Below are 22,328 nucleotides of genomic sequence, written 5' to 3' on the forward strand. Positions count from 1 at the left end.
GCAGAATGAAACACTCAAAGCTTTTCGTCGCAGCACTCGCCGCCGCCTGCGTATCGACGGCCACTTCGTGCACCACCCAGCCCCTCCCATTCGAGCAAACACCCGCCGCACCGGCTTCGCAGGAAGCAGAGGCCGAGCCCGATGCCGATCCAGGCGAGATGGACGAGCCCGCCTTCGAAGACGCCATCATTGCCATCTGGTCAAAGACGGACGAGATGCGTGGCATCGGCGTTCCCGAGTCCGAAATCGAAGACCTGCAGGCCCGCACCGACAAGCGCGACGAGTCCATGGGGCAGCGCGCCATGTTCTACGTCACCGAGGCGGACAAGCTCAGCGAACAGTACGCGTCCGTAACCGAAGACGGGTCTTAAGCCCAGAGCGGGCCTGTGCGCGTGTGGTACCCCGCGGGCTCCACGTGCACGATGGTTTCCGATTCGCCGATGGCTTCGGTGATGCCGTCCTCGATGGCGTCAGCGTGTTCGTGGGAGTACGCCACTGTCCAGCCGCCGGGTACCTGCACCACGAGGCTGATGAGCCGATCCCGCCCAAACGCAGCCGTGCGCACAGACGTGAACTCGACGTCGTGCTCGGCGACGTAGCTATTAAGGAAGCCGTGCAGCTTCTCCAGCTCATCTTGCGGTAGCGCTTCCGAGAGCAGCCCAAGAATGGCGCCTTTGAGCAGGCGGTAGCCAGTGAACAGGACGTTGAAGCCGACGCACAGCGCGATGATCGGGTCGAGCAACTGCCAGCCGGTAATCCAGACCGCCACGATGCCCACGATCACGCCAACCGTGGTCCACACATCAGTAAGGAGGTGGTGGCCGTCGGCATCCAGTGTTGACGAACGGTACTTCTTACCGGCCTTCACCAGCGCAACACCGACTACGAGGTTTAATACAGTCGCAGCAACAGAGAATGCCAAACCGATGCCGATCTGCTCGACCGGCTGTGGATGCAGGATGCGTTGTACCGACGTATAGATAATGGCCACCGATGCAACCAAGATGAGGGAGCCTTCCACCTGTGCGGAAAAGTACTCTGCTTTGGCGTGGCCGAAGTTGTGGTTCTCATCCGCGGGCTTCGCGGAGAGTTTGAGTGCCCACAGGCCCACGAGTGCAGCGATCAGGTTAATGACGGATTCGATGGCGTCGGACAAGAAGCCGACTGATCCCGTCACTCCAGCTGCGATTACCTTGAGCGCAATAGTAAGGACTGACGCGGCAATCGAGAGCCACATGAACTGTTCGAGGCGGCGCTGCTCCTGTTTGCGCTCGGTGTTTATTTCGGCAAGTGGCATGGTTGTTCTTTCGTCTTCCCTAATTGACCTGCATTATCGTAACAGTCGGGGAAGGGCAAAAGACGTTTGCTTGGCAGGGTCGGTGATGAGTGATGCCAGCCCGCCCCGAAAATGGTCTATCAAAACCGCGGTGTACCTTAATGAATATCAAGCGAATATTTGATAATTGATTTATAAATAAATGAAACGGAAAGTATGGGTTGTTCAAACAAACAATTGAGTCTTACAATGTCAAGCAAACGTTTGAAATTTAATGTTTTGGGCCCCATTTCTGTGGTAATTCTGGGAAGTATGTAGATATGCAGTACGTTTGCACTGCATTGAGTGACCCCTAATCGGGGGTAGTCAAAATGTATAAAAACATGAATGTAACTTTCATAAAGACACTCGGGGCGGGATTATATATGCATTCCGTAGCAAACTATGCAAATAGAGCCTTAGGGAATTCTGAATTCTTGTCAGGAATGTATGGTGATTGGCATGTCAAATACTTCTAGCGCCACTGCGGCAGCGGACATCAAGGGTCCGCCAATCAAACCAGTGAGCCACGGCAAGGCGGTTTTGTTCCTTGCGCTTGGTACAGCATTCCTTGCCGGCACCCCGCTGTGGGTAAAGGCGACAAACATGGATCCAGCGACGCAGGCCTTCCTGCGCGTCGTGATCGGTTGCCTCGTGTTGATCCCGTTCGGTGTTATGGAAATCCGCAAGAAGGCGTCGCTGAGCAAGAAGGGCATCATGCTCTCCATTGCCTCCGGCCTCTTCCTGGGCGTGGACTTCACGTGCTGGAACTACTCCATCTTCTATGTCGGCGCCGGCATTGCCGCAATTCTGCTGAACCTGCAGGTCATCATCGTGCCGATGCTTACGGCAGTCTTTGATAAGTACAAGATTCCGCCGGTCTTCCTGATCCTTGTCCCGATCATGGCCGTCGGTGTGATGCTGACCGGTGGCGTCTTCGAGGCCTCTGAGGCATCTGGTGGACCGGAGTCCATCTACGGCATTAAGACTGCAACCCTGGGTACCATCTTCGGCCTGACCTCGGGCGTGTGCTACTCCTTCTACCTGTACCTCTCCCGTAAGGCTGGTACCTCCGCACGTAAGGACCTGTACGTCCAACCGATGATGTACACGATGATGGCGCAGGCAGTCCCGCCAACAATCGTGGCATTCTTCATCTCCCCGCGTAAGGGATTCGACTTCGTGAACGGTGTTCTGATCGACGGCCAGCTCCCGCTGGTTGATCCTGAGCACACCGTCGGTGACGCGCTGACCACTTGGAACTGGTTCAACCTGATCTGCTTGGCTATCCTCGGCCAGGCGCTGGCATGGACCTTCGTCCAGTACGGCACGGTTTGGCTCGACCCGACCCTGTCCGCAGGTATCCTGCTGCTCTCGCCGGTGACCTCCGTCATCATTGCAGCTCCGCTGTTCGGCGAGATCCCATCGGTACTCCAGATCATCGGTATCTTCCTGATTCTGGGTACAGTGGCATACCAGAACGGACTGTTCTCAATGTTTACAAAATCGAAGATGAAAACCGACCATGAGAATCCGGACCACTCACTCGATGAACAACTCATCAGAGAGGGATTAGCGCCCGGACACTCACCGGAAGAAGCCTCGGATAACCCGAAGAAGCATCACCATCACCACTAATTCGGAGTAGGTTCGGGGCGAACCGAAAAAATTTCACACAATGAGTGAAAACTGAACCCCGTCTGTTCCAGAAGGCACAGACGGGGCGTCGGCAAATAATCGAATATCAATCGTCAACGAGCAAGGAGAAGAAATGAAGCTGACCCAACGCGAACAGGAAAAGCTGCTCATCGTGGTTGCTGCTGATGTGGCACGTCGCCGCAAGGAACGCGGCGTGAAGCTGAACTACCCAGAGTCGGTAGCCCTCATCACGGATTACCTCATGGAAGGCGCCCGCGATGGCAAGACGGTAGCGCAGCTGATGTCCGAGGGCATCCAGGTGCTTACCCGTGACGATGTCATGGAAGGCGTTCCAGAGATGATCTCTGACGTTCAGGTTGAGGCAACCTTCCCTGACGGCACCAAGCTTGTCACTGTCCACAACCCAATCCGATAAAAGGAGACTATCCATGATTCCAGGCGAGTACTTCATCACTGAAGGCAAGGTCATCCTGAACGAAGGCAGCGAGCCAATCACGCTTGAGGTGAAGAACACCGGCGACCGCCCGATCCAGGTCGGTTCCCACTTCCACTTCGCAGAGGCAAACAGCGCCCTCGAGTTCGACCGTGAAGCTGCGATGGGCAAGCGCCTCGACATCCCGTCGGGCACCGCAGCCCGTCTCGAGCCAGGCGATTCCCGCACTGTTGAGCTGATCGACTTCGGCGGCAAGCGCGAAGTTCACGGCTTCAACGGCAAGGTCAACGGCCCAGTCAAGTAAACGGATTACGAAACCTTTAAGGAAGGGAACAAAATGGCATTTGAGATGGATAGGCGTCAGTACGCCGAGCTTTACGGCCCACACACCGGTGACGGCGTCCGCCTCGCGGACACCTCGCTGATCGCACGCGTTGAGAAGAACCTGCTGAAGCCAGGCGAAGAAGTCAACTTCGGTGGCGGCAAGGTTATCCGCGACGGCATGGGTCAGAACTCCCGTGTTACTGGTGAAGAACTGATTCCGGACCTCGTCATTACCGGCCCGATCATTATTGACTACACCGGTATCTACGTTGCTGACATCGGCATCAAGGACGGCAAGATCCTCAAGATCGGCCGTGCAGGTAACCCAGATATCCAGGACGGCATCGACATCGTTGTCGGCGTCGCAACCGAGGTCATCGGCGGCGAGGGCAAGATCGTCACCGCTGGTGCAGTGGATACCCACATTCACTTCATTTCCCCAGAGCAGGTCCTGGCTGCGCTGGACAACGGCACCACCACGCTCATCGGTGGCGGCGTTGGCCCGGTTGATTCCACCAACGCAACCACCGTCTCCGCTGGTGCGACCAACATCAAGCACATGATCGAGGCTTCGGTTGACTTCCCGGTCAACGTTGGATTCCTGGGCAAGGGCCACGCGTCCGCGCTCAACCCGCTGCGTGAGCAGATCAAGGCCGGCGCTATCGGCCTGAAGATTCACGAGGACTGGGGCGCGACCGCGAACACCATCGACAACGCGCTCAAGGTCGCGGACGAGATGGACGTCCAGATCGCGATCCACACCGACACCCTCAACGAGGGTGGCTTCGTGGACAACACCATCAAGGCAATTGACGGCCGCGTCATCCACACCTTCCACACCGAGGGTGCTGGCGGCGGTCACGCGCCGGACATCATTGAGCTGGCTGGCCACTCCAACGTGCTGCCAGCGTCGACCAACCCGACGCTGCCGTACACCCACAACACGCTTGAAGAGCACCTTGACATGATCATGGTCTGCCACCACCTGAACCCGGATCTTCCGGAGGACGTGGCGTTCGCAGACTCCCGTATCCGCAAGGAGACCATCGCGGCGGAGGACGTCCTGCACGACATGGGCATCCTCTCCATCACCTCCTCTGACTCCCAGGCAATGGGCCGCGTCGGCGAGGTCGTGCTGCGCACCTGGCAGGTCGCTGACCGTATGAAGCAGCAGCGTGGTCCGCTCGAGGGTGACTCCGAGGGCAACGACAACGAGCGCATCAAGCGTTACGTGTCCAAGTACACCATCAACCCAGCGATCGCTCACGGTATCGCGCACGCAGTCGGTTCCGTTGAAGAGGGCAAGCTTGCTGACCTGGTGGTCTGGGAGCCGGCACACTTCGGCGTCAAGCCGCTGCTCGTGCTCAAGTCCGGCTACGTTGCACGCGCAGAGATGGGTGACTCCAACGCATCCATTCCGACGCCACAGCCACGTACGATGCGTTACTCCTACGCGGCATACGGCGATGCAGTTCGTCGCACCAGCGTCACCTTCCTGCCGACGGCCGCATTCGAGGCCGGCGTGCCGGATCAGCTGAACACGAACCGCAGGTTTGTTGAGGCGAAGGGCATCCGCAACCTCTCCAAGGCAGACATGAAGTACAACTCCGAGACGCCTGACATCAAGGTCGATCCGGAGACCTACGTGCTGACCGTCAACGGTGAGGAAATCCACTCCGAGCCAGCTGAAGAACTGGCTATGGCACAGCGCTACTTCCTGTTCTAAGGTGGACGTGTAGCAGAAGCGAGCGGGGGCAGCAGACGCTGCCTACGCTCGCTTTTTCTCTTTCTGCGACAAAAACTATTGAAAGGTACTTATCGTAAAATGATCGTTACTGAGATTCTCGGCAACGTGAATACAACCGAGGGTATTGATGCGTCGAACTGCGACTACGTCGTGTTCGACAACGAATCCCGCGTCAAGCGCATTCAGCGCCTGACCACCGAGCAAGGCACCGAGCTCGGCATCCGTCTCGACAACGACTTCCGTGAGTTCGTCGACGGTGACATTCTTGCCCGCGAGGGGGACAAGCTGATCGTCGCGAAAATCGCGGCTTCCGATGTCCTGGTGATCGAACCTGCAACGATCCGCGAGGCGCTCGAGGTTGCGCACGCGCTCGGTAACCGCCACCTCCAGGCACAGTTCTTCGCCGCAGGCGAGAATGCATTCGACAAGGACGTTATGGTTGTGCGGTACGACCACACCGTCGAGCACCATATCCAGCACACCGGTGTGTCCTACCACCGCGGTGAATACGTGATGCCAAAGGCGTTCCGTCATGCAGAGCACACCCACTAATCGCAGCCAGCTCGTCGTCTGGCACCTCACCGACTCCGCCCTGCCAACTGGTGGCTTTGCGCACTCCGCGGGCATGGAAACGTACCTGCAGCGTGACGTCATCCGCGACGCCGACACGTTCGCGACGTGGCTGCGCGGCTACCTGTACCAGGCCACGTTTAATGACGCCCTGGCGGCCAGGTTCGCCATCGAGCTGCAGCAGTCTGGCCTGTCGGAGGCGGAGCGCGTCGAAAAGCTCGCTGAGCTCGATGCCCTGGTGCATGCGACGCAGACGCCGAAGGAGCTGCGCGCCGCGATGCAGTCGATGGGTCGGCGCATGTCGAAGGTTGCCAAGATTGTCGACGCCAACGATGCGCTCGTCACCGAGTACGACCGCGGGCTTGCGGTCCGTGAGTACAAGGGCAACCCCGGCATTGCGTTCGGGCTGGTGCTCGGCGCGGCTGGCGTGGAGGAGTACACCGCTGTCGAGGCGTACCTCATGCAGCTTGCGACCTCGATGGTGCAGAACGCGATCCGCGCGATCCCGCTCGGCCAGGACGCGGGCCAGCGTCTGCTGGTTGGCGTGTATGACTGGGTGTCGCGTTACGCCGCGGTGACCATGGAGCACACGATCCACGACTTGGGTGTGGCGGCGCCGGATATGGAAATTGCGCAGATGGAACACGAGTTCCTGCACTCGCGAATGTTTATGTCTTAAAACTTGGAAGGAAGATAGAAGTATGTCAGTAATCAAGATTGGCGTCGGTGGCCCTGTCGGCTCCGGCAAGACGCAGCTCATTGAGCGTATTACGCGCGCCCTGGAGGGAGAGATCTCCATGGCCGCGATTACCAACGACATTTACACCACCGAGGATGCCCGCATCCTGGCTCGCGACGGCGTGCTGCCGGAGGACCGCATCATTGGTGTTGAGACCGGTGGCTGCCCGCACACCGCTATTCGCGAAGACACCTCGATGAACGAGGCCGCCTACGAGGAGCTTCTGAACCGGCACCCGGACCTGGAGCTGGTGTTCATGGAGTCCGGCGGTGACAACCTGTCCGCGACGTTCTCCCCGGAGCTCGTCGACTTCTCGATTTACATCATCGACGTTGCGCAGGGCGAGAAGATTCCGCGCAAGGCAGGCCAGGGCATGATCAAGTCCGACCTGTTCGTGATTAACAAGACGGACCTCGCTCCGTACGTTGGCGCGGACCTGCAGGTCATGGCCGACGACTCGAAGAAGTTCCGCGGTGACAAGCCGTTCGTGCTGACCAACCTCAAGACCGACGAGGGCCTTGACCAGGTCATCGAGTGGATTCGTCGAGATGTGCTTATGCAAGATCTCGACACCAAGGCGTAGCTTGATGTGGGGCGAGTCAAGCGCGGTCTTCACTCACGAACCGCCGCATGAGGAAACTGGTGTACTGGAGCTTGGTATCGGCATTGGCGGTACCAAGTCCGTAGCGAAACGGCAGTACCACGAGGGTGCGTTCAAGATCATCCGCCCGCACTACCTGGATGATTCCGGGCAGGTCTACTACACCATCGCGAACCCCGGTGGGGGATACGTTGGTGGGGACGTGTACCGGATGGAAGTCGAAGTAGAGCCGGACGCGTCCGTGCTTTTGACTGACCAGTCCGCGGCGAAGGTGTACCGCACCCCGGACGACTACGTTGTACAGAACGTGGAGTTCACCCTGCACGGCAACGCCGTGATGGAGTACATCCCGGATCAGCTGATCCTGTACCGGGAGGCGGACTTCCGCCAGCAAATTACCGTCAACATGGACGCGGAGTCGCAGCTGTTCATGTCGGACATCGTCACGCCGGGCTGGTCGCCGGATGGTCGCCAGTTCCTGTACGAGCAGGCGCACCTGCGTAACGTCGTTCGTGTCGACGGCAAGCTGGCCGTCGTGGACAACGTGCGCATCGAGCCGACGAAGGAACTCTTCAACGACGTGAAGGAGTCCTTCCTGGGGCAGCACACCCACTTCGCAACGGCGATCTGCATCGACCCGAACATGACGCCGGAGCTGCTGGAGAAGGTCCGGGATGCAGTGCGCAACTCCCTGGAGGGCAAGGGCACTGCGAGCGCTTCGGTCACAGAGACCGAAGTTCCTGGCTTTGTGCTTCGCGGTGTTGCTGACTGGACGGAGGACCTGATGCGCATCATCAAGGCTGCGGCGAACGTCGTTCGCGCCGAGACGCGCGGCCAGGGGCCGATCGACCTGCGCCAGTACTAGTTACTTGCTATCGGCCGAATCCGGGCCATGTCCATGTTCGTGGGCATGGCCCGCACCTATCCAGTGCAACAGCTCGTGGATGTCATTGTCCGCGATGGCGTAATAGATGCTGCGGCCGTCTCGTTTCGAGGACACCGTGCCGTTGTTCTCCATCGCGCGTAGCGCGGCGGACGCGGTTGCGATACGAAGCTCGGTGACCTCCGCGAGCTCGGTCACGGTCAGCTTGTGCTGGCCGGCGTGGTGAATCGCAGCAAGCAGCGTCAACCGGGTCTGGTCCCCGAGGATCTTGAAAATCCCGGTCCAATGGGGGAAATCTACTGACTGAGCCACTACTGAAACCTTTCTGGAATCCTAAAATTCACTACACCGGATGGGAAATATGCAGCACCGGGATGTCCTGGCTATCTCGGTCTAGGTTACCGCTCACACCGAAAACATTCTCAAGGACCGCCGGAGTAAGCACATCGTCTGGCGCGCCGTTGCCCTTGAGCTGCTTATCGTGCAGCAGCAGGAGGCGATCGCAGTAGCGCGCGGCGAGCGCCAGGTCATGAATCGCCAGCACAATCACCGTGTTGTGTTCACGGGACAGGTGGCGAAGCATGTTCATCAGCTTGTACTGGTGATGCAGGTCGAGGTGGTTTGTCGGCTCGTCCAGCAGCATCACCTTTGAACGCTGCGCCATCGCGCGCGCAACCATGGCGCGTTGGATCTGGCCGCCGGAGAGCTCCGACATCTTCTGGTCCACGATGCCCTCGAGGTCCGCGTGACGCAGGGCGTGAAGGATAATCTCCTCGTCCTCCGGCTGGGCTTGCGCGAACGGTCCACGGCCGGCGCTGCGGCCCAGCTGGATCACCTCGCGCACGGTCAGTGGAATCTTGTCGCCAGAGTGCTGCGCAACGTAGGACAGTACGTGGACGCGCTCGGTGCGAGGGTAGTCGCGGAGCGGTTTGCCGTCGAAGAGCACATCGCCAGTGAATGGGTGCACCCCGGCGATGGATTTGAGCAACGTCGATTTGCCGCAGCCGTTCGGGCCCACGAGCCCAATGACCGACGGGGCGTCGAGCTCAAACGAGATGCCGCTCAGGATAGTCGTGCCTGGGAAGCCCGTTTCGAGGTTCTTGACTTCTAACATCAGTGCTTCCTCCGCAGGATCAAGAAGAATGCCGGGACACCGATGAGCGCGGTGATCACGCCGACAGGCAGTTCCTGCGGGGCGAACAGCGCGCGGGCGATGGCGTCGGCAACTACGAGGGTGATCGCGCCGACCACCGCGGAAATCGGGATCAAGCTGGCGTGCCGCGGCCCGGAAATCATGCGCACGGCGTGCGGAACAATCAAGCCCACAAACCCGATCGCGCCGACGGACGCGACCGTGGCCGCCGTCATCAGCGACACCGCAACCAGCACCGCGTAGCGCAGCGCCACAACGGGAATCCCCATCGTGGACGCGGTCGCATCACCGAGGGAGAGCGCATCCAGGTAGCGTGACATCATCCACAACGCCACCGTGCCGATGGTGCCGACGATGAACACCGCAATCACGGTGTACCAGCGCGCGGCGCTAAGCACGCCAAGCAGCCAGAACATGATGCCGCGGGTCGACTCAGCGTTACCGGACGCGGTGACAATCAGCGAGGTCAGCGACTGGAACAGGAACCCAATCAGCACACCGGTGAGCACCACACGCGCGGCATCGGCAGCGCTGTTGCGCAGCAGCAGCATCAACATGCCGAAGGACACGAGTGCGCCCACCGCAGCACCGGCGATGATGCCGTACTGCCAGGTGGAAAACAGGATCGCCACCACGGCACCTGTTGACGCGCCCGAGGAAATACCCAGCAGGTACGGCTCGGCCAGGTCATTATGTGTGATGGCCTGCATCGCCACGCCGGACACCGCGAGGATGCCGCCCACCATCGCAGCCATCAGGATGCGCGGGATGCGAAGCTCCGTCAGGATGGACATGCGCAGTGGGGAAGGTGCCGGGTAGGCCGGATCGAAAATGCCGCGCAGCTCAGTAAAGCTCAGGGAGCTTGAGCCAATCGGAATAGAACAAACCATCGCGAGTACCAGCAGTACTAACGCGATGGCTGAAACAGTGACGGTTTTCTTCACAGCTACTTGGTTGCTCCGTCGAAGAGGCCGTCGTCAATTGCCTTGGAGATGTTCTGCACAACTTCGTAGGAACGAGCGGAAGCCGAGGTAGCGACGCCAGGAACCACAATGTACATGTTGTTTTTGACTGCCTTCATCTCCTTGGTGCCAGGGGTGGCTTCGAGGTCAGCGACCTTCTCCTCCCACTTGTCGCCAGGCTCGCCGCGGCCAGGCAGGTCCGCGAGGATAATCACGTCCGGGTCAGCCTCAGCGACAGCCTCCCACGACACCTGTGGCCACTCTTCATCCAGGTTGGCGAAGACGTTGGTCATGCCGGTGCGCTCACCCATGTTGGTCACGATCGACGGGCCGCCAGCGACGTACGGGGAACCGCCAACAGAGGAGTAGAGCAGCATGAACGTGGTGCCCTCAGGCGCCTGCTTCGCGTTCTCCAGCTCGGAGTTCTGCTTCTCGATGAGCTTCTTCGCCTCTTCTTCGCGGCCGAAGAGCTTGCCCAGGTCCTCGAGGTCCTTCGCGATCAGCTGGAAGGAGTCCTTGCCCTTGTTGTCGCCGTAGGACGGGCACTCACTGTTCGGGTTGAAGGTGGCGATGCCCAGCTTTGCCCACTCCTCGCGGGTACCTGCGGCGTCAGCGCGCCAGTTCAGCTCGAACGGGGAGAAGATGAAGTCCGTGTCCGCGTCACGCAGCTGCTCCGAGTTCGGCACCGACGGACTGACTTCCTTCAGACCGTCGAGGGAGAAGCCAGCTGGTGGCAGGTCCTTCTGGTGGCCGTAGCCTGCAATCTGATCCTTGGCGCCGAGCAACAGCAGGGTGTCCGTTGCGCCCTGCTCGAGCGTGGTCGCACGCTGGACCGGTCCCTGAACGGTGACCTCGGTGCCACAGTTATCGATGGTGATGGCGGAGTCGGACTGTGCCTGTGGGGTTTGCTCATCCGTGGAGCTGCAGCCGGTCAGAGCCAGCCCTGCGACGAGAACAGAACCAAGAGCTGCAGAGATTGCGCGCATGGAGCTTCCTTTCAAACAATCAATGATCTGACAGAATGAGACTAGCGCGAAACCTTAGGAAAAGCTAGAAAAATATTTATGAGCGACGAAGACGCATCACACGATACGGAACTCCAGTGTCAAGGAACTCCTCGCCCTCGGCGACAAGGCCGAACTGCTCGTAGTAGGGGACCAGGCCAGACTGTGCCTCGACGATGAGGTCGCCCGGCCAGCGCTCGGTGAGCTGGATGCCCGTTCGCGCGATCTGCGCGCCCAGGCCTGTGCCGCGAGCGGCCGGGGCGACGACGAAACGGCCAAACTGGGAACCCGTTGCGGTGGGAAAGACGCGGGCGCAGCCCTCCAACACCGCACCGTTCCACGCGAGCAGGTGCAGCGTGTCCGGATGCGCGTCCTGGTCGTCGAGCTCCCGGTACGGGCAGTGCTGCTCGGCGACGAAGACGTCGACGCGGAGCTTGAATAGTTCGAACGCCTTGAGCGAGGTGAGCTCCGAAAGCGGTGCTACTTGGATTCGGTGTGCGCTCATTGCGGGAGGGCCTTTCCGCTCGCAGGATCTGAGTATGGTTCGATGCGGCGCGTCGGGCTGTATGAGAGGCGGCGGTGCAGCGACTCGAACGGGCCCTGCTTGCCCATGCGCTCAAGCAGGGCGGCGAGCGCCACCGACAGCAGCCACACCGCGGTCCCGAGCAATATTGGGCGGAGCTCCCCGAGACCCGGCAGCCACGAGTAGCCGATCAGTACCGCGGTCGGAAGCAACACGAACGTCTGCAGAAGGTAGCCGGACATGGAGCGCTTCCCCAGGGCGATCATCGGCATCGTCCAGCGCGGTGGCTGCTGGTTCCAGTGCTGCGTTGCCAGCGCGAACGCAGCCAGGATGCCCGGTCCGGTGAGCATCCCGAAGCTCTGGTTCAAAATTGACCAAAATGCCGCTGTCGACGCAGGCAGGATACCCAGCTGTGCAAGCCCAAGTGGGATGCCGATCGCAACAACGACAGCGACGGCCACCGCTACCCAAATCCACAGCGTCCGCGCGTGCTCATTCACGTCAGTGAGCACGCCGTCACGCGCCCACACAAAACCAATCAGGGAAAGCGCGCCCAGCTGGATCACAACGAGGGGCTGCGAGAAAAACATGTAGATCGCGAACTCTTGGTTCCCAGCAAAGTACGTGGCAAAGGAGCTAGCATCCGGCGCCGGCGTAGCAAGTTCTAGGGGTGTTCCATAGAAAAACACCGCAACCAGCGAGTACACAATGCACGACAGTCCCAGAATGATGCCAGCAATGACGTAGAGCACCCCCGAGCGCACGCGCAGGAACAGCGCCATCAGCACACCAATAAGCCCGTAGGTCAACATGATGTCGCCGCTAAACAGCAGCCACATGTGTGCCAGGCCAAAGAGCGCGAGCATCCCGTAGCGCTTCGCCAGCACGCGCCGGGCAGCACCTGCCGGATACCCTTTGCGAGCCAAACTCGCCGCGACCAGACCGAAGCCGAAGCCGAGGAGCGTTGAGAACATCGGCAGGCCACGGACGTGCACGAACATCGCCGCGAAGACCGTCGCGGCTTGGTCAGCCACCGTGCCTGGGTGCTCGCCTGTCACGGTAGTACTTAAAGGAGTGAGCCAGTACGAAATCGCGTTGGCTACGGCGATGCCGAGCAGCGCCAAACCCCGCGCGATATCCGGGACGACGAGCCGTGTACGTTGCTGTTGCTCTACGGTACGCATGCAACGAAAGCGTACGGCAGGCCTACCCTCGCATCAACCACGGAGACGTAGAGACCAAGATGGCCTGGATACTGCGGTCAAGCACCGGCTGCAGGTCAGGGGCGAAGTACGGCGAGTGGTTCGAAGGGGCGCCGTCGATATCTTTGACACTGCCCAAGAACCAGTAGAAGTACGGGGCGCCGAACGCGTTGCCAATCGTGGGGAAGTCCTCGGAGCCGGAAAGCCTGCCGAAGTCGCCCACCTCGTCGAAGTTCTTCCGGAACGCGGTCATGACAGTGTCGGCCGTCGCCTCGTCGTTGTGGAACTCCGGTGCACCACCGATGCGCTCGAACGCGGGCGGCTTTGGCGTGCCAGCGGCCTCGCACTCTGCGCGAACGATCCGCTTGATGGAGGCGTTGAGCTTCTCCGAAAGCTCGGAGGTAAACGCGCGCGTGGAAACGGAAATCTCGGCCGTCGCGGCAATTGTGTTCGCCGAGTTGCCCGCGTGGACCGCGCCAACCGTGACTACGGCCATGTCCTGCGGGTCCACTTCGCGTGCAACGATCGTTTGCAGCCGAGTGATAATGCTTGCCGCGATCACCACCGGGTCGATGCCGTTGTGCGGTTGCGAGCCGTGGGCACCCTGCCCGAAAATGGTGACCTTCGTCTGTTCGGCCGCAGCGAATACTGGCCCTGGTAGTGCGCCGAGGCCGTAGTTCGGCAGCATCGGTCCCACGTGCTGGCCAAGCACTACCTCGGGGGTAGGTACCTTCGTGGCTAGCCCCGCGTCGGCCATGTCCTGGGCGCCAGCGCCGGTCTCCTCACCAGGCTGGAAGATGGCAAGGAAGGTGCCGCTCCACGCGTCGGTATTTTCCTGCAGCAGGCGAACCGCACCCAACAGTGCGGTCGTGTGCATGTCGTGGCCGCAGGCGTGCATGATGCCCAGCTCCGGGGAAGCCGAGTACTCAAGCCCCGTTTCTTCCTTGATTGGGAGGGCGTCAAAGTCGGCGCGGAAACCGACAGTTGGGCCGTCGCCGTTTCGTACGACGCCCACGAGCCCCGTTGTGCCGACGGGCACCACCTCGACGCCGAGCGCCTCCAGCTCCTCCTGAATGCGAGCGGAGGTAGCAAACTCCTGCATGGACAGTTCGGGGTTCTGGTGGAACCACTTGTACAAATTCTCTAGCTCACCGCGGTGAGCTTCCAGGCTTTGTAGGAACGGCGTGAACTTTTCTTCTAGGCGCATGGCTTGAGCATAGTTCCGCACTCACACCTTTTGTGCTGGCTGCCGTGCCGATGGGGCAAATTAGGGCAAAAGGTGGCATTGTGTACTCAAGAAACGTCTGTGGTCGGAGTGGAAGGGTGCCTATGTTGCTTCGCCGAGTGTGTGCGCTCGTTGCTGGGGTTGGAATCGCGGTCGCAGGGGTGGGGCTCGCGCCACCGGCAATAGCGCAGGTGCGCTCGGAGTACGAGGGCAACGTCGACCCAAACTATGTCTGGCGTAGCGACGCCGCTTCGAAGCTACTCGCCGGAAAACCTTGGACCGACTACGTGCTGCACCGCGTGCCCGGTTCCTTCCACGACGCCCCGCGGATTCCGGAGGCCTCGAACCAAGCGCTCACTCGGGGGACGGTGCAGGCCGACCAGACGAACTTCGAGTCGGTGCTGGAGCCTTCCGCGGCTTCGGCGGCGCCGACACCTGGGGTGCCGCGCAGGAGCGTGCCAGAGACGGCCGTCGTCGCTACGGCCGCGCCGCCTACGAGGCCTGACCATTGGAGAAATTTACGCCGACTGACGGGAGTCGGCGTTGGTGTAGGTGCTGTGCTCATCGCTGTCCCTTCGAATGCGAGGATTTTCTACAGAAAAGTCGTGAATAAATGTAATACCAATTACCTATTTTCGAATGTAGTGATTTTCAATCGAAAGTTGGAAACCCTCGCGGGGGTGCTGGCCGAATCGGGGGTTTGGCCTGCTAACTGGTAGAGTAGTGGGGTCAATCCTGTCTGGAGTGTCCCGTCAGCCCGCTACGGTGGTTGTGACGTGCACTTTTGGCAACCGTACTGTCCACTATCTCCTGCGTGAGTGCTGCAGGAGCCAGGAGGCTTTGTGTCCGCTATATTGCAAGCGTTCAAGGACCCGGATCTTCGGAAGAAGATTCTGATTACCCTTGCGTTGATGATTCTGTACCGCATTGGTGCCCAGATTCCGACGCCTGGTGTCGACTACGCGTTGATTAACTCCCGTCTGGAGGAAGTCGCTCAGGGTGACAACGCCACGATGTTCTCCATCATCGGGCTGTTCTCTGGTGGTGCGTTGCTGCAGTTGTCCATCTTCGCGATTGGCATCATGCCGTACATTACGGCGTCGATTATCGTGCAGCTGCTGACCGTGGTGATCCCGAAGTTCGAAGAACTGAAGAAGGAAGGGCAGTCGGGCCAAACCAAGATGACGCAGTACACGCGTTACCTCACGGTTGCGCTGGCGCTGCTGCAGTCCGCAGGTATTGTGGCGCTGGCCGACCGTGAGCAGCTGCTCGGCCAGGGGATTCCGGTGCTTATTGAGGACCGCAACATCTGGACGCTCATCATGATGATCATCGTCATGACGTCGGGTGCAGTCCTGATTATGTGGCTCGGCGAGATCATCACTGAAAAGGGCGTCGGCAATGGTATGTCCCTGCTGATCTTCGCTGGTATTGCGACGAAGCTTCCGTCCGAGGGTGCCTACATCCTGAAGAACTCCGGCGCGGTTACCTTCGCCATGGTCGTTGCGGCGATCATTGCGTTGGTCGTTGGCATCATCTTCATCGAGCAGGGCCAGCGCCGCATTCCGGTGCAGTACGCGAAGCGCATGGTTGGGCGCCGTCAGTACGGCGGTTCCTCTACGTACCTGCCGCTCAAGGTCAACCAGGCTGGCGTTATTCCTGTGATTTTCGCCTCCTCACTGATGTACGTCCCTGTCTTAATCACGCAGATCGTGACCATGAACAACACGACTCCGCCGGACAACTGGTGGATGAACAACGTTATGGCGTGGCTGCAGAACCCAGGCTCCTGGCAGTACATCCTGGCGTACTTCGCCATGATCATCTTCTTCTCCTACTTCTACGTCTCTATCCAGTATGACCCGGTCGACCAGGCAGAGAATATGAAGAAGTACGGTGGCTTCATCCCAGGCATTCGTCCGGGTCGCCCAACCGCCGAGTACCTCGCGTTCGTGATGAACCGCCTCCTGTTCGTTGGCGCGCTCTACCTTGCACTCATCGCGATCCTGCCGAACCTGGCGCTCGACGCCGGCATTGGCGGCGCTGGCCGCGGTGGCATGAGTGCGTTCGGCGGTACGGCTATCCTGATTATGGTGTCCGTAGCATTGACTACGGTCAAGCAAATTGAATCCCAACTTCTCCAATCCAACTACGAAGGACTGTTGCGATAATGCGACTTGTACTACTTGGCCCTCCCGGCGCTGGCAAAGGCACTCAGGCAGCCATTCTCTCCGAGAAGCTCGGCGTTCCGCACATCTCCACCGGTGACCTGTTCCGTGCGAACATCGGCCAGGGCACCCCGCTTGGTGTCGAAGCGAAAAGCTACATCGATGCTGGCAAGCTTGTGCCGACCGATGTCACCGCACGCATGGTGGAAGACCGACTCAGCCAGGAAGATGCTGCGAACGGCTTCCTGCTCGACGGTTTCCCGCGCACCGTTGAGCAAGCAGAGATCCTGAAGGAGCTGCTGAGTAAGCAGGGCCTGAAGCTGGACGGCGTGCTCAACTTTGTTGTCGACGAAGACGTGGTGGTCGAGCGCATGCTCGCCCGTGGCCGCGCGGACGACAATGAGGAAACGATCCGCACCCGCCTCAAGGTTTACCGCGAAGAAACCGCGCCGCTGATTGATCACTACGGCGACGAGATCATCTCCATCGACGCTGTTGGTGACGTTGATGAAATCAACGAGCGCGCGATGGCGCAGCTGAAGAAGTAACATACAGCGTCTATATAGGCGCAAGGGCCGGTAGGGACTCGACGAGTGCCTACCGGCCCTTTTACGCAGTAACTCTAGGAAGGAAGCGAATGATGGGGTTCCGGAAGCGCAAGATTGTCGCAAAGACACCTGAGCAGCTCGACGCGATGGAGAAGGCAGGCCGAATCGTCGGTTTGGCGCTGCAGGAGGTGCGGGCGGCGGCCGCCCCCGGCAAGTCGACGCTTGACTTAGACAAGGTCGCGGAGGCTGTTATCCGTGATCACGGGGCCACGCCCACGTTTTTGGGGTACCAGGGGTTTCCGGGCTCGATCTGTGCATCAGTCAACGAGGTAGTCGTGCACGGAATCCCGAACAATGAGACTGTGCTCCGCGAGGGAGACCTGGTCTCTATCGACTGTGGCGCGACCTTGCATGGTTGGGTAGGGGATTCTGCGTGGACGTTCGGTGTGGGTGAGCTCGAAGCGGACGTCGAAAAGTTGAACCGGGCAACTGAATGGGTGCTGTACGAGGGGCTGAAAGCGATGGTGCCGGGCAACCGGTTGACCGACGTGTCGCATGCACTCGAACGCGCGACGTATGCAGCAGAGGAGAAGTTCGGAGTGGAGCTCGGCATTGTGGACGGGTACGGCGGCCACGCGATCGGACGCACGATGCACGAGGATCCATACCTTGCCAACGAGGGAAAACCCGGACGCGGCCCTGTGATCCAGGAGGGGTCGGTGTTGGCGATTGAGCCGATGCTGATCCTCGGCGGGGAGATCGACACGGAGGTGCTCGGTGACGACTGGACGGTCGTTTCCATCGACGGCGCCCCGGCATCGCACTGGGAGCACACGGTCGCCGCCACGGCTGACGGGCCGCGCATCCTCACTGTCCGCGAAGCGAAGTAAGCTATACTGCCCACATGCGTTATCAACCTCGACATGCGAAGCCATCCCAACTGAGCCGCAAGCTTGCCGGTTTGAGTGTTGGAATTGGCGTCGCCGCCTCCCTGCTTGCCCAGCCAGCGATGGCGGAGGCGCAGCAGATGCCAGCGATGTCTTCGAATGGTGGACTGGGTGCCCTGCTTGAGCAGACGCAGTCTCAGCTCTCCAGCATCGGCTCCAGTACGCCCGACGCACGTGAGCGAGCATGGCAAACCCGCAACTCGCTGCGCGCGCAGGCCGACGGATTGGCGGCAATCAACAAGGACCTGCCAGCCCAAGCGAAGGCCAGCATCGATGCTACTGTCGAACGCTTCTACCCAGGCCTGATCGCCGAGAAGACTCCGAAGCCAGCGCCGAAACCAGCTGCACGCCCGGCGCCACCTGCACAACCCGCGTTCGATTACGGCCCATGTCCGAAGGATGCGAAGGTGTGTGTGGACACCGGCGGACGCCGTTCCTGGCTGCAGAATAACGGCCAGATGTACTACACGGCTGACCTGATCGGTCCGGGCAGGCCTGGACTTGATACGCCGAAGGGTACGTTCTACGTCAACCGCAAGGTGAAGGATGAGATCTCGTGGGAGTTTGGCAATGCGCCGATGCCGTACGCGACGTACTTCACCAACAACGGTATCGCGTTCCACCAGGGGGATCCGTCGATTCTCTCGCACGGCTGCGTTCGCATGTACCGCGCGGACGCCCAGCGCTACTTCCAGGATCTCGCTATCGGGGACAAGGTCTTCGTCTTCTAGCTGCTCCATTCTTTTCGACGCCCACCTGCGGACTTAGCTTCGCAGGTGGGCTTGTGTTTGCGCTGGTGAAGGGATATAGTTGACCACTGGTGTTTATGCACCACGTAGTACAAGTATGTTTTACGTCAGCTACCAGCGGAAACATTGCGCATCAATGAGGATCGCTGTGTTCCGTGAGCTATAGGAAGTGGAGTGTATGGCAAAAGAAGGCGCCATTGAGGTAGAGGGTCGCATCGTCGAACCTTTGAAGAATGCTATGTTCCGTGTCGAGCTCGACAACGGGCATGAGGTCCTTGCTCACATCAGTGGCAAGATGCGCCAGCACTACATCCGCATCCTTCCTGAAGACCGGGTCATCGTGGAGCTGTCTCCATATGACCTGGACCGTGGGCGTATTACGTACCGCTACAAGTAATTTCGTTTGAAGCCTCCTTACCCAGACGCGTGGCGTTGCTGCGCGTCGCTTACCTTTGGCTACGGTGGCCAAAGCCACGTGTATCACGGCCCATCCTCCGGTACGGTCCGGATAAAGAGTCGGTTGGCGTGGGCGGATAGGGAGAAAACCGCCGTAACAACCCGAAAGGTACGTTCCACATGGCACGTCTAGCTGGTGTTGATCTTCCGCGCAATAAGCGCATGGAGATCGCACTTACTTACATTTATGGCATCGGCGCAACCCGCGCCAAGGAGCTGCTCGAGAAGACGGGCATTTCTCCAGACCTGCGTACGGACAACCTGAGCGACGATCAGCTGTCCGCACTGCGTGACGCAATCGAGTCCTCCTACACCGTAGAGGGCGACCTGCGTCGTGAGGTGCAGGCAGACATCCGCCGCAAGATTGAAATCGGCTCCTACCAGGGCCTTCGTCACCGTCGTGGCCTGCCTGTTCGCGGGCAGCGCACCAAGACGAACGCTCGCACTCGTAAGGGCCCGAAGAAGACCATCGCAGGAAAGAAGAAGTAATCCATGCCTCCTAAGACTCGTTCCGGTGCGCGCCGTGGTGGCCGTCGCATCGTAAAGAAGAACGTGGCTGCTGGCCACGCATACATCAAGTCGACCTTTAACAACACCATCGTCTCGATCACGGATCAGACCGGTGCTGTTATCTCCTGGGCTTCCTCCGGCCACGTTGGCTTCAAGGGATCCCGCAAGTCCACGCCGTTCGCTGCTCAGATGGCAGCTGAGAACGCTGCTCGCAAGGCGATGGACCACGGTATGAAGAAGGTTGACGTTTTCGTCAAGGGTCCAGGCTCCGGCCGTGAGACCGCAATCCGTTCGCTCCAGGCTGCTGGCCTGGAGGTGTCCTCGATCTCTGACGTGACCCCACAGCCGTTCAACGGCTGCCGTCCGGCGAAGCGTCGTCGCGTTTAAGGCAGAAAGGAAAAGAGGTAATACATCATGGCTCGTTATACCGGCCCTGCTACCCGTAAGTCCCGTCGCCTCCGCGTCGATCTCGTCGGCGGTGACATGTCCTTCGAGCGTCGCCCGTACCCTCCGGGGCAGGCTGGCCGCGCTCGCATCAAGGAATCTGAGTACCTGCTCCAGCTCCAGGAGAAGCAGAAGGCTCGCTTCACCTACGGAGTGATGGAGAAGCAGTTCCGTCGCTACTACGAGGAGGCCAACCGCCTCCCAGGTAAGACCGGCGACAACCTGCTGATCCTGCTTGAGTCCCGTCTGGACAACGTTGTATACCGTGCAGGTCTGGCGCGCACGCGCCGCCAGGCACGTCAGCTTGTTTCCCACGGTCACTTCACCGTGAACGGCAAGCGTATCGACGTTCCTTCTTACAAGGTCACGCAGTACGACATCATCGATGTTCGTGACAAGTCCCGCAAGATGCTCTGGTTCGAAGAGGCCCAGGACAACTTGCTGGACGCCGTTGTTCCGGCATGGCTCCAGGTCGTTCCGGACACCCTGCGCATTCTCGTGCACCAGTTGCCGGAGCGCGCTCAGATCGAGGTGCCGCTGCAGGAGCAGCTCATCGTCGAGCTCTACTCGAAGTAAGCCCGCTTACTTCACCCCGCACTGCGTCGATACGTACGTATACAAGTGGTGCGATATCTTTCCGAAAGTCCATATTCTCGCGGCTTCATATAGTGGTAGCCGGAAAAGGAGAAGTTCATGCTCATCTCACAGCGTCCGCAGCTGACCGAGGAGTACATCGATACCAACCGCTCGAAGTTCATCATCGAGCCACTCGAGCCAGGTTTTGGTTACACGCTGGGTAACTCCCTGCGCCGTACGCTGCTGTCGTCCATTCCGGGCGCAGCGGTTACCTCGATCAAGATTGATGGTGTGCTCCATGAGTTCACCACCATCAACGGTGTGAAGGAAAACGTTTCCGAGATCATCCTCAACATCAAGGACATCGTGCTGTCGTCGGAGTCCGACGAGCCAGTCGTGATGTACCTGTCCGTTGAAGGCCCGGGAGTCGTTACCGCCGGCGACATTGAGACGCCAGCTGATGTTCAGATCCACAACCCGGATCTGCACATCGCTTCGCTCAATGAGCAGGCACGCCTTGAGATGGAGCTTGTCGTGGAGCGTGGCCGTGGCTACGTCCCGGCGATGCCGAACTCTGGTGGGGAAGCCGGCCGCATTCCGGTCGACCAGATCTACTCGCCAGTGACCCGTGTTGCCTACAAGGTTGAGGCAACCCGTGTTGAGCAGCGCACCGACTTCGACAAGCTGATCATCGACGTGGAGACGAAGAACTCCATGTCTGCTCGCGACGCGTTGGCTTCGGCCGGTTCCACCCTGGTGGAGCTGTTCGGCCTGGCACGTGAGCTGAACACGGCAGCAGAAGGCATCGAGATCGGCCCGTCCCCACAGGAGACGGAGTACATCGCGGCTTACAACCTGCCGATTGAGGATCTCAACTTCTCCGTCCGGTCCTACAACTGCTTGAAGCGCGAGGGCATCAACACCGTCGGCCAGCTGGCTGAGTGCTCCGAGACCGACCTGATGGATATCCGCAACTTTGGCGAGAAGTCCATCAATGAGGTCAAGATCAAGCTCGCCTCCATGAGCCTGACGCTGAAGGACGCTCCGGAAGATTTCGACCCGACCCAGATCGAAGGCTACGACGCCGAGACTGGTGACTACGTCGACGACACCGCGGAAGAAACCGAGTAAACCAAGAGCACGCGCTCACAATCCCATACGAGGAGTACGAAAATGCCTACCCCGAAGAAGGGTGCCCGTCTCGGAGGGTCCGCCGCCCACCAGAAGCACATTCTGTCTAACCTGGCGCAGTCCCTGTTCGAGCACGGCGCCATCACGACGACCGATGCAAAGGCGAAAGCACTTCGCCCATACGCTGAGAAGCTGATCACCAAGGCGAAGGGCGGTTCCCTGCAGGAACGCCGCGCTGTTGCTGCGAAGCTTCCGAACAAGCAGATCGTTGCATACCTGTTTAACGAGCTTGCACCGAAGTTCGAAAACCGCAACGGCGGCTACACCCGCCTGATCAAGGTTGCACCTCGCTCCGGCGACAACGCTCCAATGACCCAGATTTCCCTGGTTCTGGAGCCAGCTGAGGTGAAGGCTTCCAAGGAGGACTAATCCTTCGCTGAGTGAGCTTTTCTAGCTCAA

The 22,328-nt window shown here is 59.7% G+C and carries 28 protein-coding genes; 20 read left to right on the top strand and 8 right to left on the bottom strand.

Going from position 1 to position 22,328, the window contains the following annotated elements; translation table 11 throughout:
• The first annotated feature begins 5 nt into the window (after positions 1-5).
• Complete coding sequence (locus ACXIUA_RS03285; RefSeq protein ID WP_252931476.1) at positions 6-371, top strand: hypothetical protein; 366 nt, start codon at positions 6-8, stop codon at positions 369-371.
• Here the strand turns inward: ACXIUA_RS03285 and ACXIUA_RS03290 are convergent.
• Positions 368-1,297: a cation diffusion facilitator family transporter gene (locus ACXIUA_RS03290; protein ID WP_457976109.1), complete on the bottom strand. Its 930-nt coding sequence runs from the start codon at positions 1,295-1,297 to the stop codon at positions 368-370. The genes ACXIUA_RS03285 and ACXIUA_RS03290 overlap by 4 nt on opposite strands.
• A gap of 480 nt (positions 1,298-1,777) precedes the next feature.
• Here ACXIUA_RS03290 and ACXIUA_RS03295 point away from each other — a divergent pair, with 480 nt between their 5' ends.
• From ACXIUA_RS03295 to ACXIUA_RS03330, 8 genes are all read left to right on the top strand, one after another.
• Complete coding sequence (locus ACXIUA_RS03295) at positions 1,778-2,953, top strand: DMT family transporter (protein ID WP_457976110.1); 1,176 nt, start codon at positions 1,778-1,780, stop codon at positions 2,951-2,953.
• A gap of 133 nt (positions 2,954-3,086) precedes the next feature.
• Positions 3,087-3,389, top strand: a complete 303-nt coding sequence (locus ACXIUA_RS03300; RefSeq protein WP_070362895.1) for an urease subunit gamma — start codon at positions 3,087-3,089, stop codon at positions 3,387-3,389.
• Between the two features lie 13 nt (positions 3,390-3,402).
• The gene (locus ACXIUA_RS03305) at positions 3,403-3,711 is read left to right on the top strand and encodes an urease subunit beta (RefSeq protein WP_252931478.1); all 309 of its coding nucleotides are present in this window, start codon (positions 3,403-3,405) and stop codon (positions 3,709-3,711) included.
• A 33-nt stretch (positions 3,712-3,744) separates the two neighbouring features.
• Positions 3,745-5,457, top strand: a complete 1,713-nt coding sequence (ureC, locus tag ACXIUA_RS03310; protein ID WP_070362893.1) for an urease subunit alpha — start codon at positions 3,745-3,747, stop codon at positions 5,455-5,457.
• A 99-nt stretch (positions 5,458-5,556) separates the two neighbouring features.
• Complete coding sequence (locus tag ACXIUA_RS03315; protein ID WP_070362892.1) at positions 5,557-6,030, top strand: urease accessory protein UreE; 474 nt, start codon at positions 5,557-5,559, stop codon at positions 6,028-6,030.
• A complete protein-coding gene (locus ACXIUA_RS03320; protein ID WP_070362891.1) occupies positions 6,011-6,727 on the top strand; it encodes an urease accessory protein UreF in 717 nt (238 codons plus the stop codon). Before ACXIUA_RS03315 ends, ACXIUA_RS03320 begins: the two co-directional genes overlap by 20 nt.
• A gap of 22 nt (positions 6,728-6,749) precedes the next feature.
• Positions 6,750-7,370: an urease accessory protein UreG gene (ureG, locus tag ACXIUA_RS03325; RefSeq protein ID WP_070362890.1), complete on the top strand. Its 621-nt coding sequence runs from the start codon at positions 6,750-6,752 to the stop codon at positions 7,368-7,370.
• Between the two features lie 4 nt (positions 7,371-7,374).
• Positions 7,375-8,253, top strand: coding sequence for an urease accessory protein UreD (locus ACXIUA_RS03330; protein ID WP_070476968.1), 879 nt, complete (start codon positions 7,375-7,377; stop codon positions 8,251-8,253).
• Here ACXIUA_RS03330 and ACXIUA_RS03335 read toward each other — a convergent pair whose 3' ends face one another.
• The 7 genes from ACXIUA_RS03335 to ACXIUA_RS03365 form a co-directional block, all read right to left on the bottom strand.
• Positions 8,254-8,583 carry an ArsR/SmtB family transcription factor gene (locus ACXIUA_RS03335; RefSeq protein WP_070362888.1) on the bottom strand — a complete coding sequence of 110 codons (330 nt, stop codon included), beginning with the start codon at positions 8,581-8,583 and terminating at the stop codon, positions 8,254-8,256.
• Between the two features lie 31 nt (positions 8,584-8,614).
• Complete coding sequence (locus ACXIUA_RS03340; RefSeq protein WP_070362887.1) at positions 8,615-9,385, bottom strand: ABC transporter ATP-binding protein; 771 nt, start codon at positions 9,383-9,385, stop codon at positions 8,615-8,617.
• Positions 9,385-10,368 (bottom strand): FecCD family ABC transporter permease, encoded by a 984-nt coding sequence (locus tag ACXIUA_RS03345; protein ID WP_070476970.1) that lies wholly within the window; start codon positions 10,366-10,368, stop codon positions 9,385-9,387. Before ACXIUA_RS03345 ends, ACXIUA_RS03340 begins: the two co-directional genes overlap by 1 nt.
• A gap of 2 nt (positions 10,369-10,370) precedes the next feature.
• Complete coding sequence (locus ACXIUA_RS03350) at positions 10,371-11,372, bottom strand: ABC transporter substrate-binding protein (protein ID WP_457976111.1); 1,002 nt, start codon at positions 11,370-11,372, stop codon at positions 10,371-10,373.
• A 76-nt stretch (positions 11,373-11,448) separates the two neighbouring features.
• Positions 11,449-11,895 carry a GNAT family N-acetyltransferase gene (locus tag ACXIUA_RS03355; RefSeq protein ID WP_457976112.1) on the bottom strand — a complete coding sequence of 149 codons (447 nt, stop codon included), beginning with the start codon at positions 11,893-11,895 and terminating at the stop codon, positions 11,449-11,451.
• Complete coding sequence (locus ACXIUA_RS03360; RefSeq protein ID WP_457976113.1) at positions 11,892-13,097, bottom strand: DUF418 domain-containing protein; 1,206 nt, start codon at positions 13,095-13,097, stop codon at positions 11,892-11,894. The genes ACXIUA_RS03355 and ACXIUA_RS03360 overlap by 4 nt, the downstream gene beginning before the upstream one ends.
• A 22-nt stretch (positions 13,098-13,119) precedes the next feature.
• Positions 13,120-14,322, bottom strand: a complete 1,203-nt coding sequence (locus tag ACXIUA_RS03365; RefSeq protein ID WP_457976114.1) for an amidohydrolase — start codon at positions 14,320-14,322, stop codon at positions 13,120-13,122.
• A gap of 122 nt (positions 14,323-14,444) precedes the next feature.
• On the opposite strand from ACXIUA_RS03365, the gene ACXIUA_RS03370 reads away from it, so the two are divergent.
• From ACXIUA_RS03370 to rplQ, 11 genes are all read left to right on the top strand, one after another.
• Positions 14,445-15,059: a hypothetical protein gene (locus tag ACXIUA_RS03370; protein ID WP_457976115.1), complete on the top strand. Its 615-nt coding sequence runs from the start codon at positions 14,445-14,447 to the stop codon at positions 15,057-15,059.
• 123 nt (positions 15,060-15,182) lie between these two features.
• Positions 15,183-16,511 (top strand): preprotein translocase subunit SecY, encoded by a 1,329-nt coding sequence (gene secY / locus ACXIUA_RS03375; RefSeq protein WP_070477568.1) that lies wholly within the window; start codon positions 15,183-15,185, stop codon positions 16,509-16,511.
• Positions 16,511-17,056 (top strand): adenylate kinase, encoded by a 546-nt coding sequence (locus ACXIUA_RS03380; RefSeq protein WP_256000512.1) that lies wholly within the window; start codon positions 16,511-16,513, stop codon positions 17,054-17,056. The genes secY and ACXIUA_RS03380 overlap by 1 nt, the downstream gene beginning before the upstream one ends.
• A 92-nt stretch (positions 17,057-17,148) precedes the next feature.
• Positions 17,149-17,946, top strand: coding sequence for a type I methionyl aminopeptidase (gene map, locus ACXIUA_RS03385; protein WP_457976171.1), 798 nt, complete (start codon positions 17,149-17,151; stop codon positions 17,944-17,946).
• Positions 17,947-17,960: 14 nt separating this feature from the next.
• Positions 17,961-18,734 (top strand): L,D-transpeptidase, encoded by a 774-nt coding sequence (locus ACXIUA_RS03390; protein ID WP_070363066.1) that lies wholly within the window; start codon positions 17,961-17,963, stop codon positions 18,732-18,734.
• 196 nt (positions 18,735-18,930) lie between these two features.
• Positions 18,931-19,149 (top strand): translation initiation factor IF-1, encoded by a 219-nt coding sequence (infA, locus tag ACXIUA_RS03395; RefSeq protein ID WP_018017508.1) that lies wholly within the window; start codon positions 18,931-18,933, stop codon positions 19,147-19,149.
• Between the two features lie 179 nt (positions 19,150-19,328).
• A complete protein-coding gene (gene rpsM / locus ACXIUA_RS03400; protein ID WP_070477572.1) occupies positions 19,329-19,697 on the top strand; it encodes a 30S ribosomal protein S13 in 369 nt (122 codons plus the stop codon).
• Positions 19,698-19,700: 3 nt separating this feature from the next.
• Complete coding sequence (gene rpsK, locus ACXIUA_RS03405) at positions 19,701-20,105, top strand: 30S ribosomal protein S11 (RefSeq protein WP_070363064.1); 405 nt, start codon at positions 19,701-19,703, stop codon at positions 20,103-20,105.
• A 27-nt stretch (positions 20,106-20,132) separates the two neighbouring features.
• Positions 20,133-20,738, top strand: a complete 606-nt coding sequence (rpsD, locus tag ACXIUA_RS03410) for a 30S ribosomal protein S4 (protein WP_070363063.1) — start codon at positions 20,133-20,135, stop codon at positions 20,736-20,738.
• A gap of 117 nt (positions 20,739-20,855) precedes the next feature.
• A complete protein-coding gene (locus ACXIUA_RS03415) occupies positions 20,856-21,869 on the top strand; it encodes a DNA-directed RNA polymerase subunit alpha (RefSeq protein ID WP_070363062.1) in 1,014 nt (337 codons plus the stop codon).
• A 42-nt stretch (positions 21,870-21,911) separates the two neighbouring features.
• Positions 21,912-22,298, top strand: a complete 387-nt coding sequence (rplQ, locus tag ACXIUA_RS03420; protein ID WP_457976116.1) for a 50S ribosomal protein L17 — start codon at positions 21,912-21,914, stop codon at positions 22,296-22,298.
• Positions 22,299-22,328 lie beyond the last annotated feature (30 nt).

The organism is Corynebacterium sp. UMB8791 (assembly GCF_054166365.1).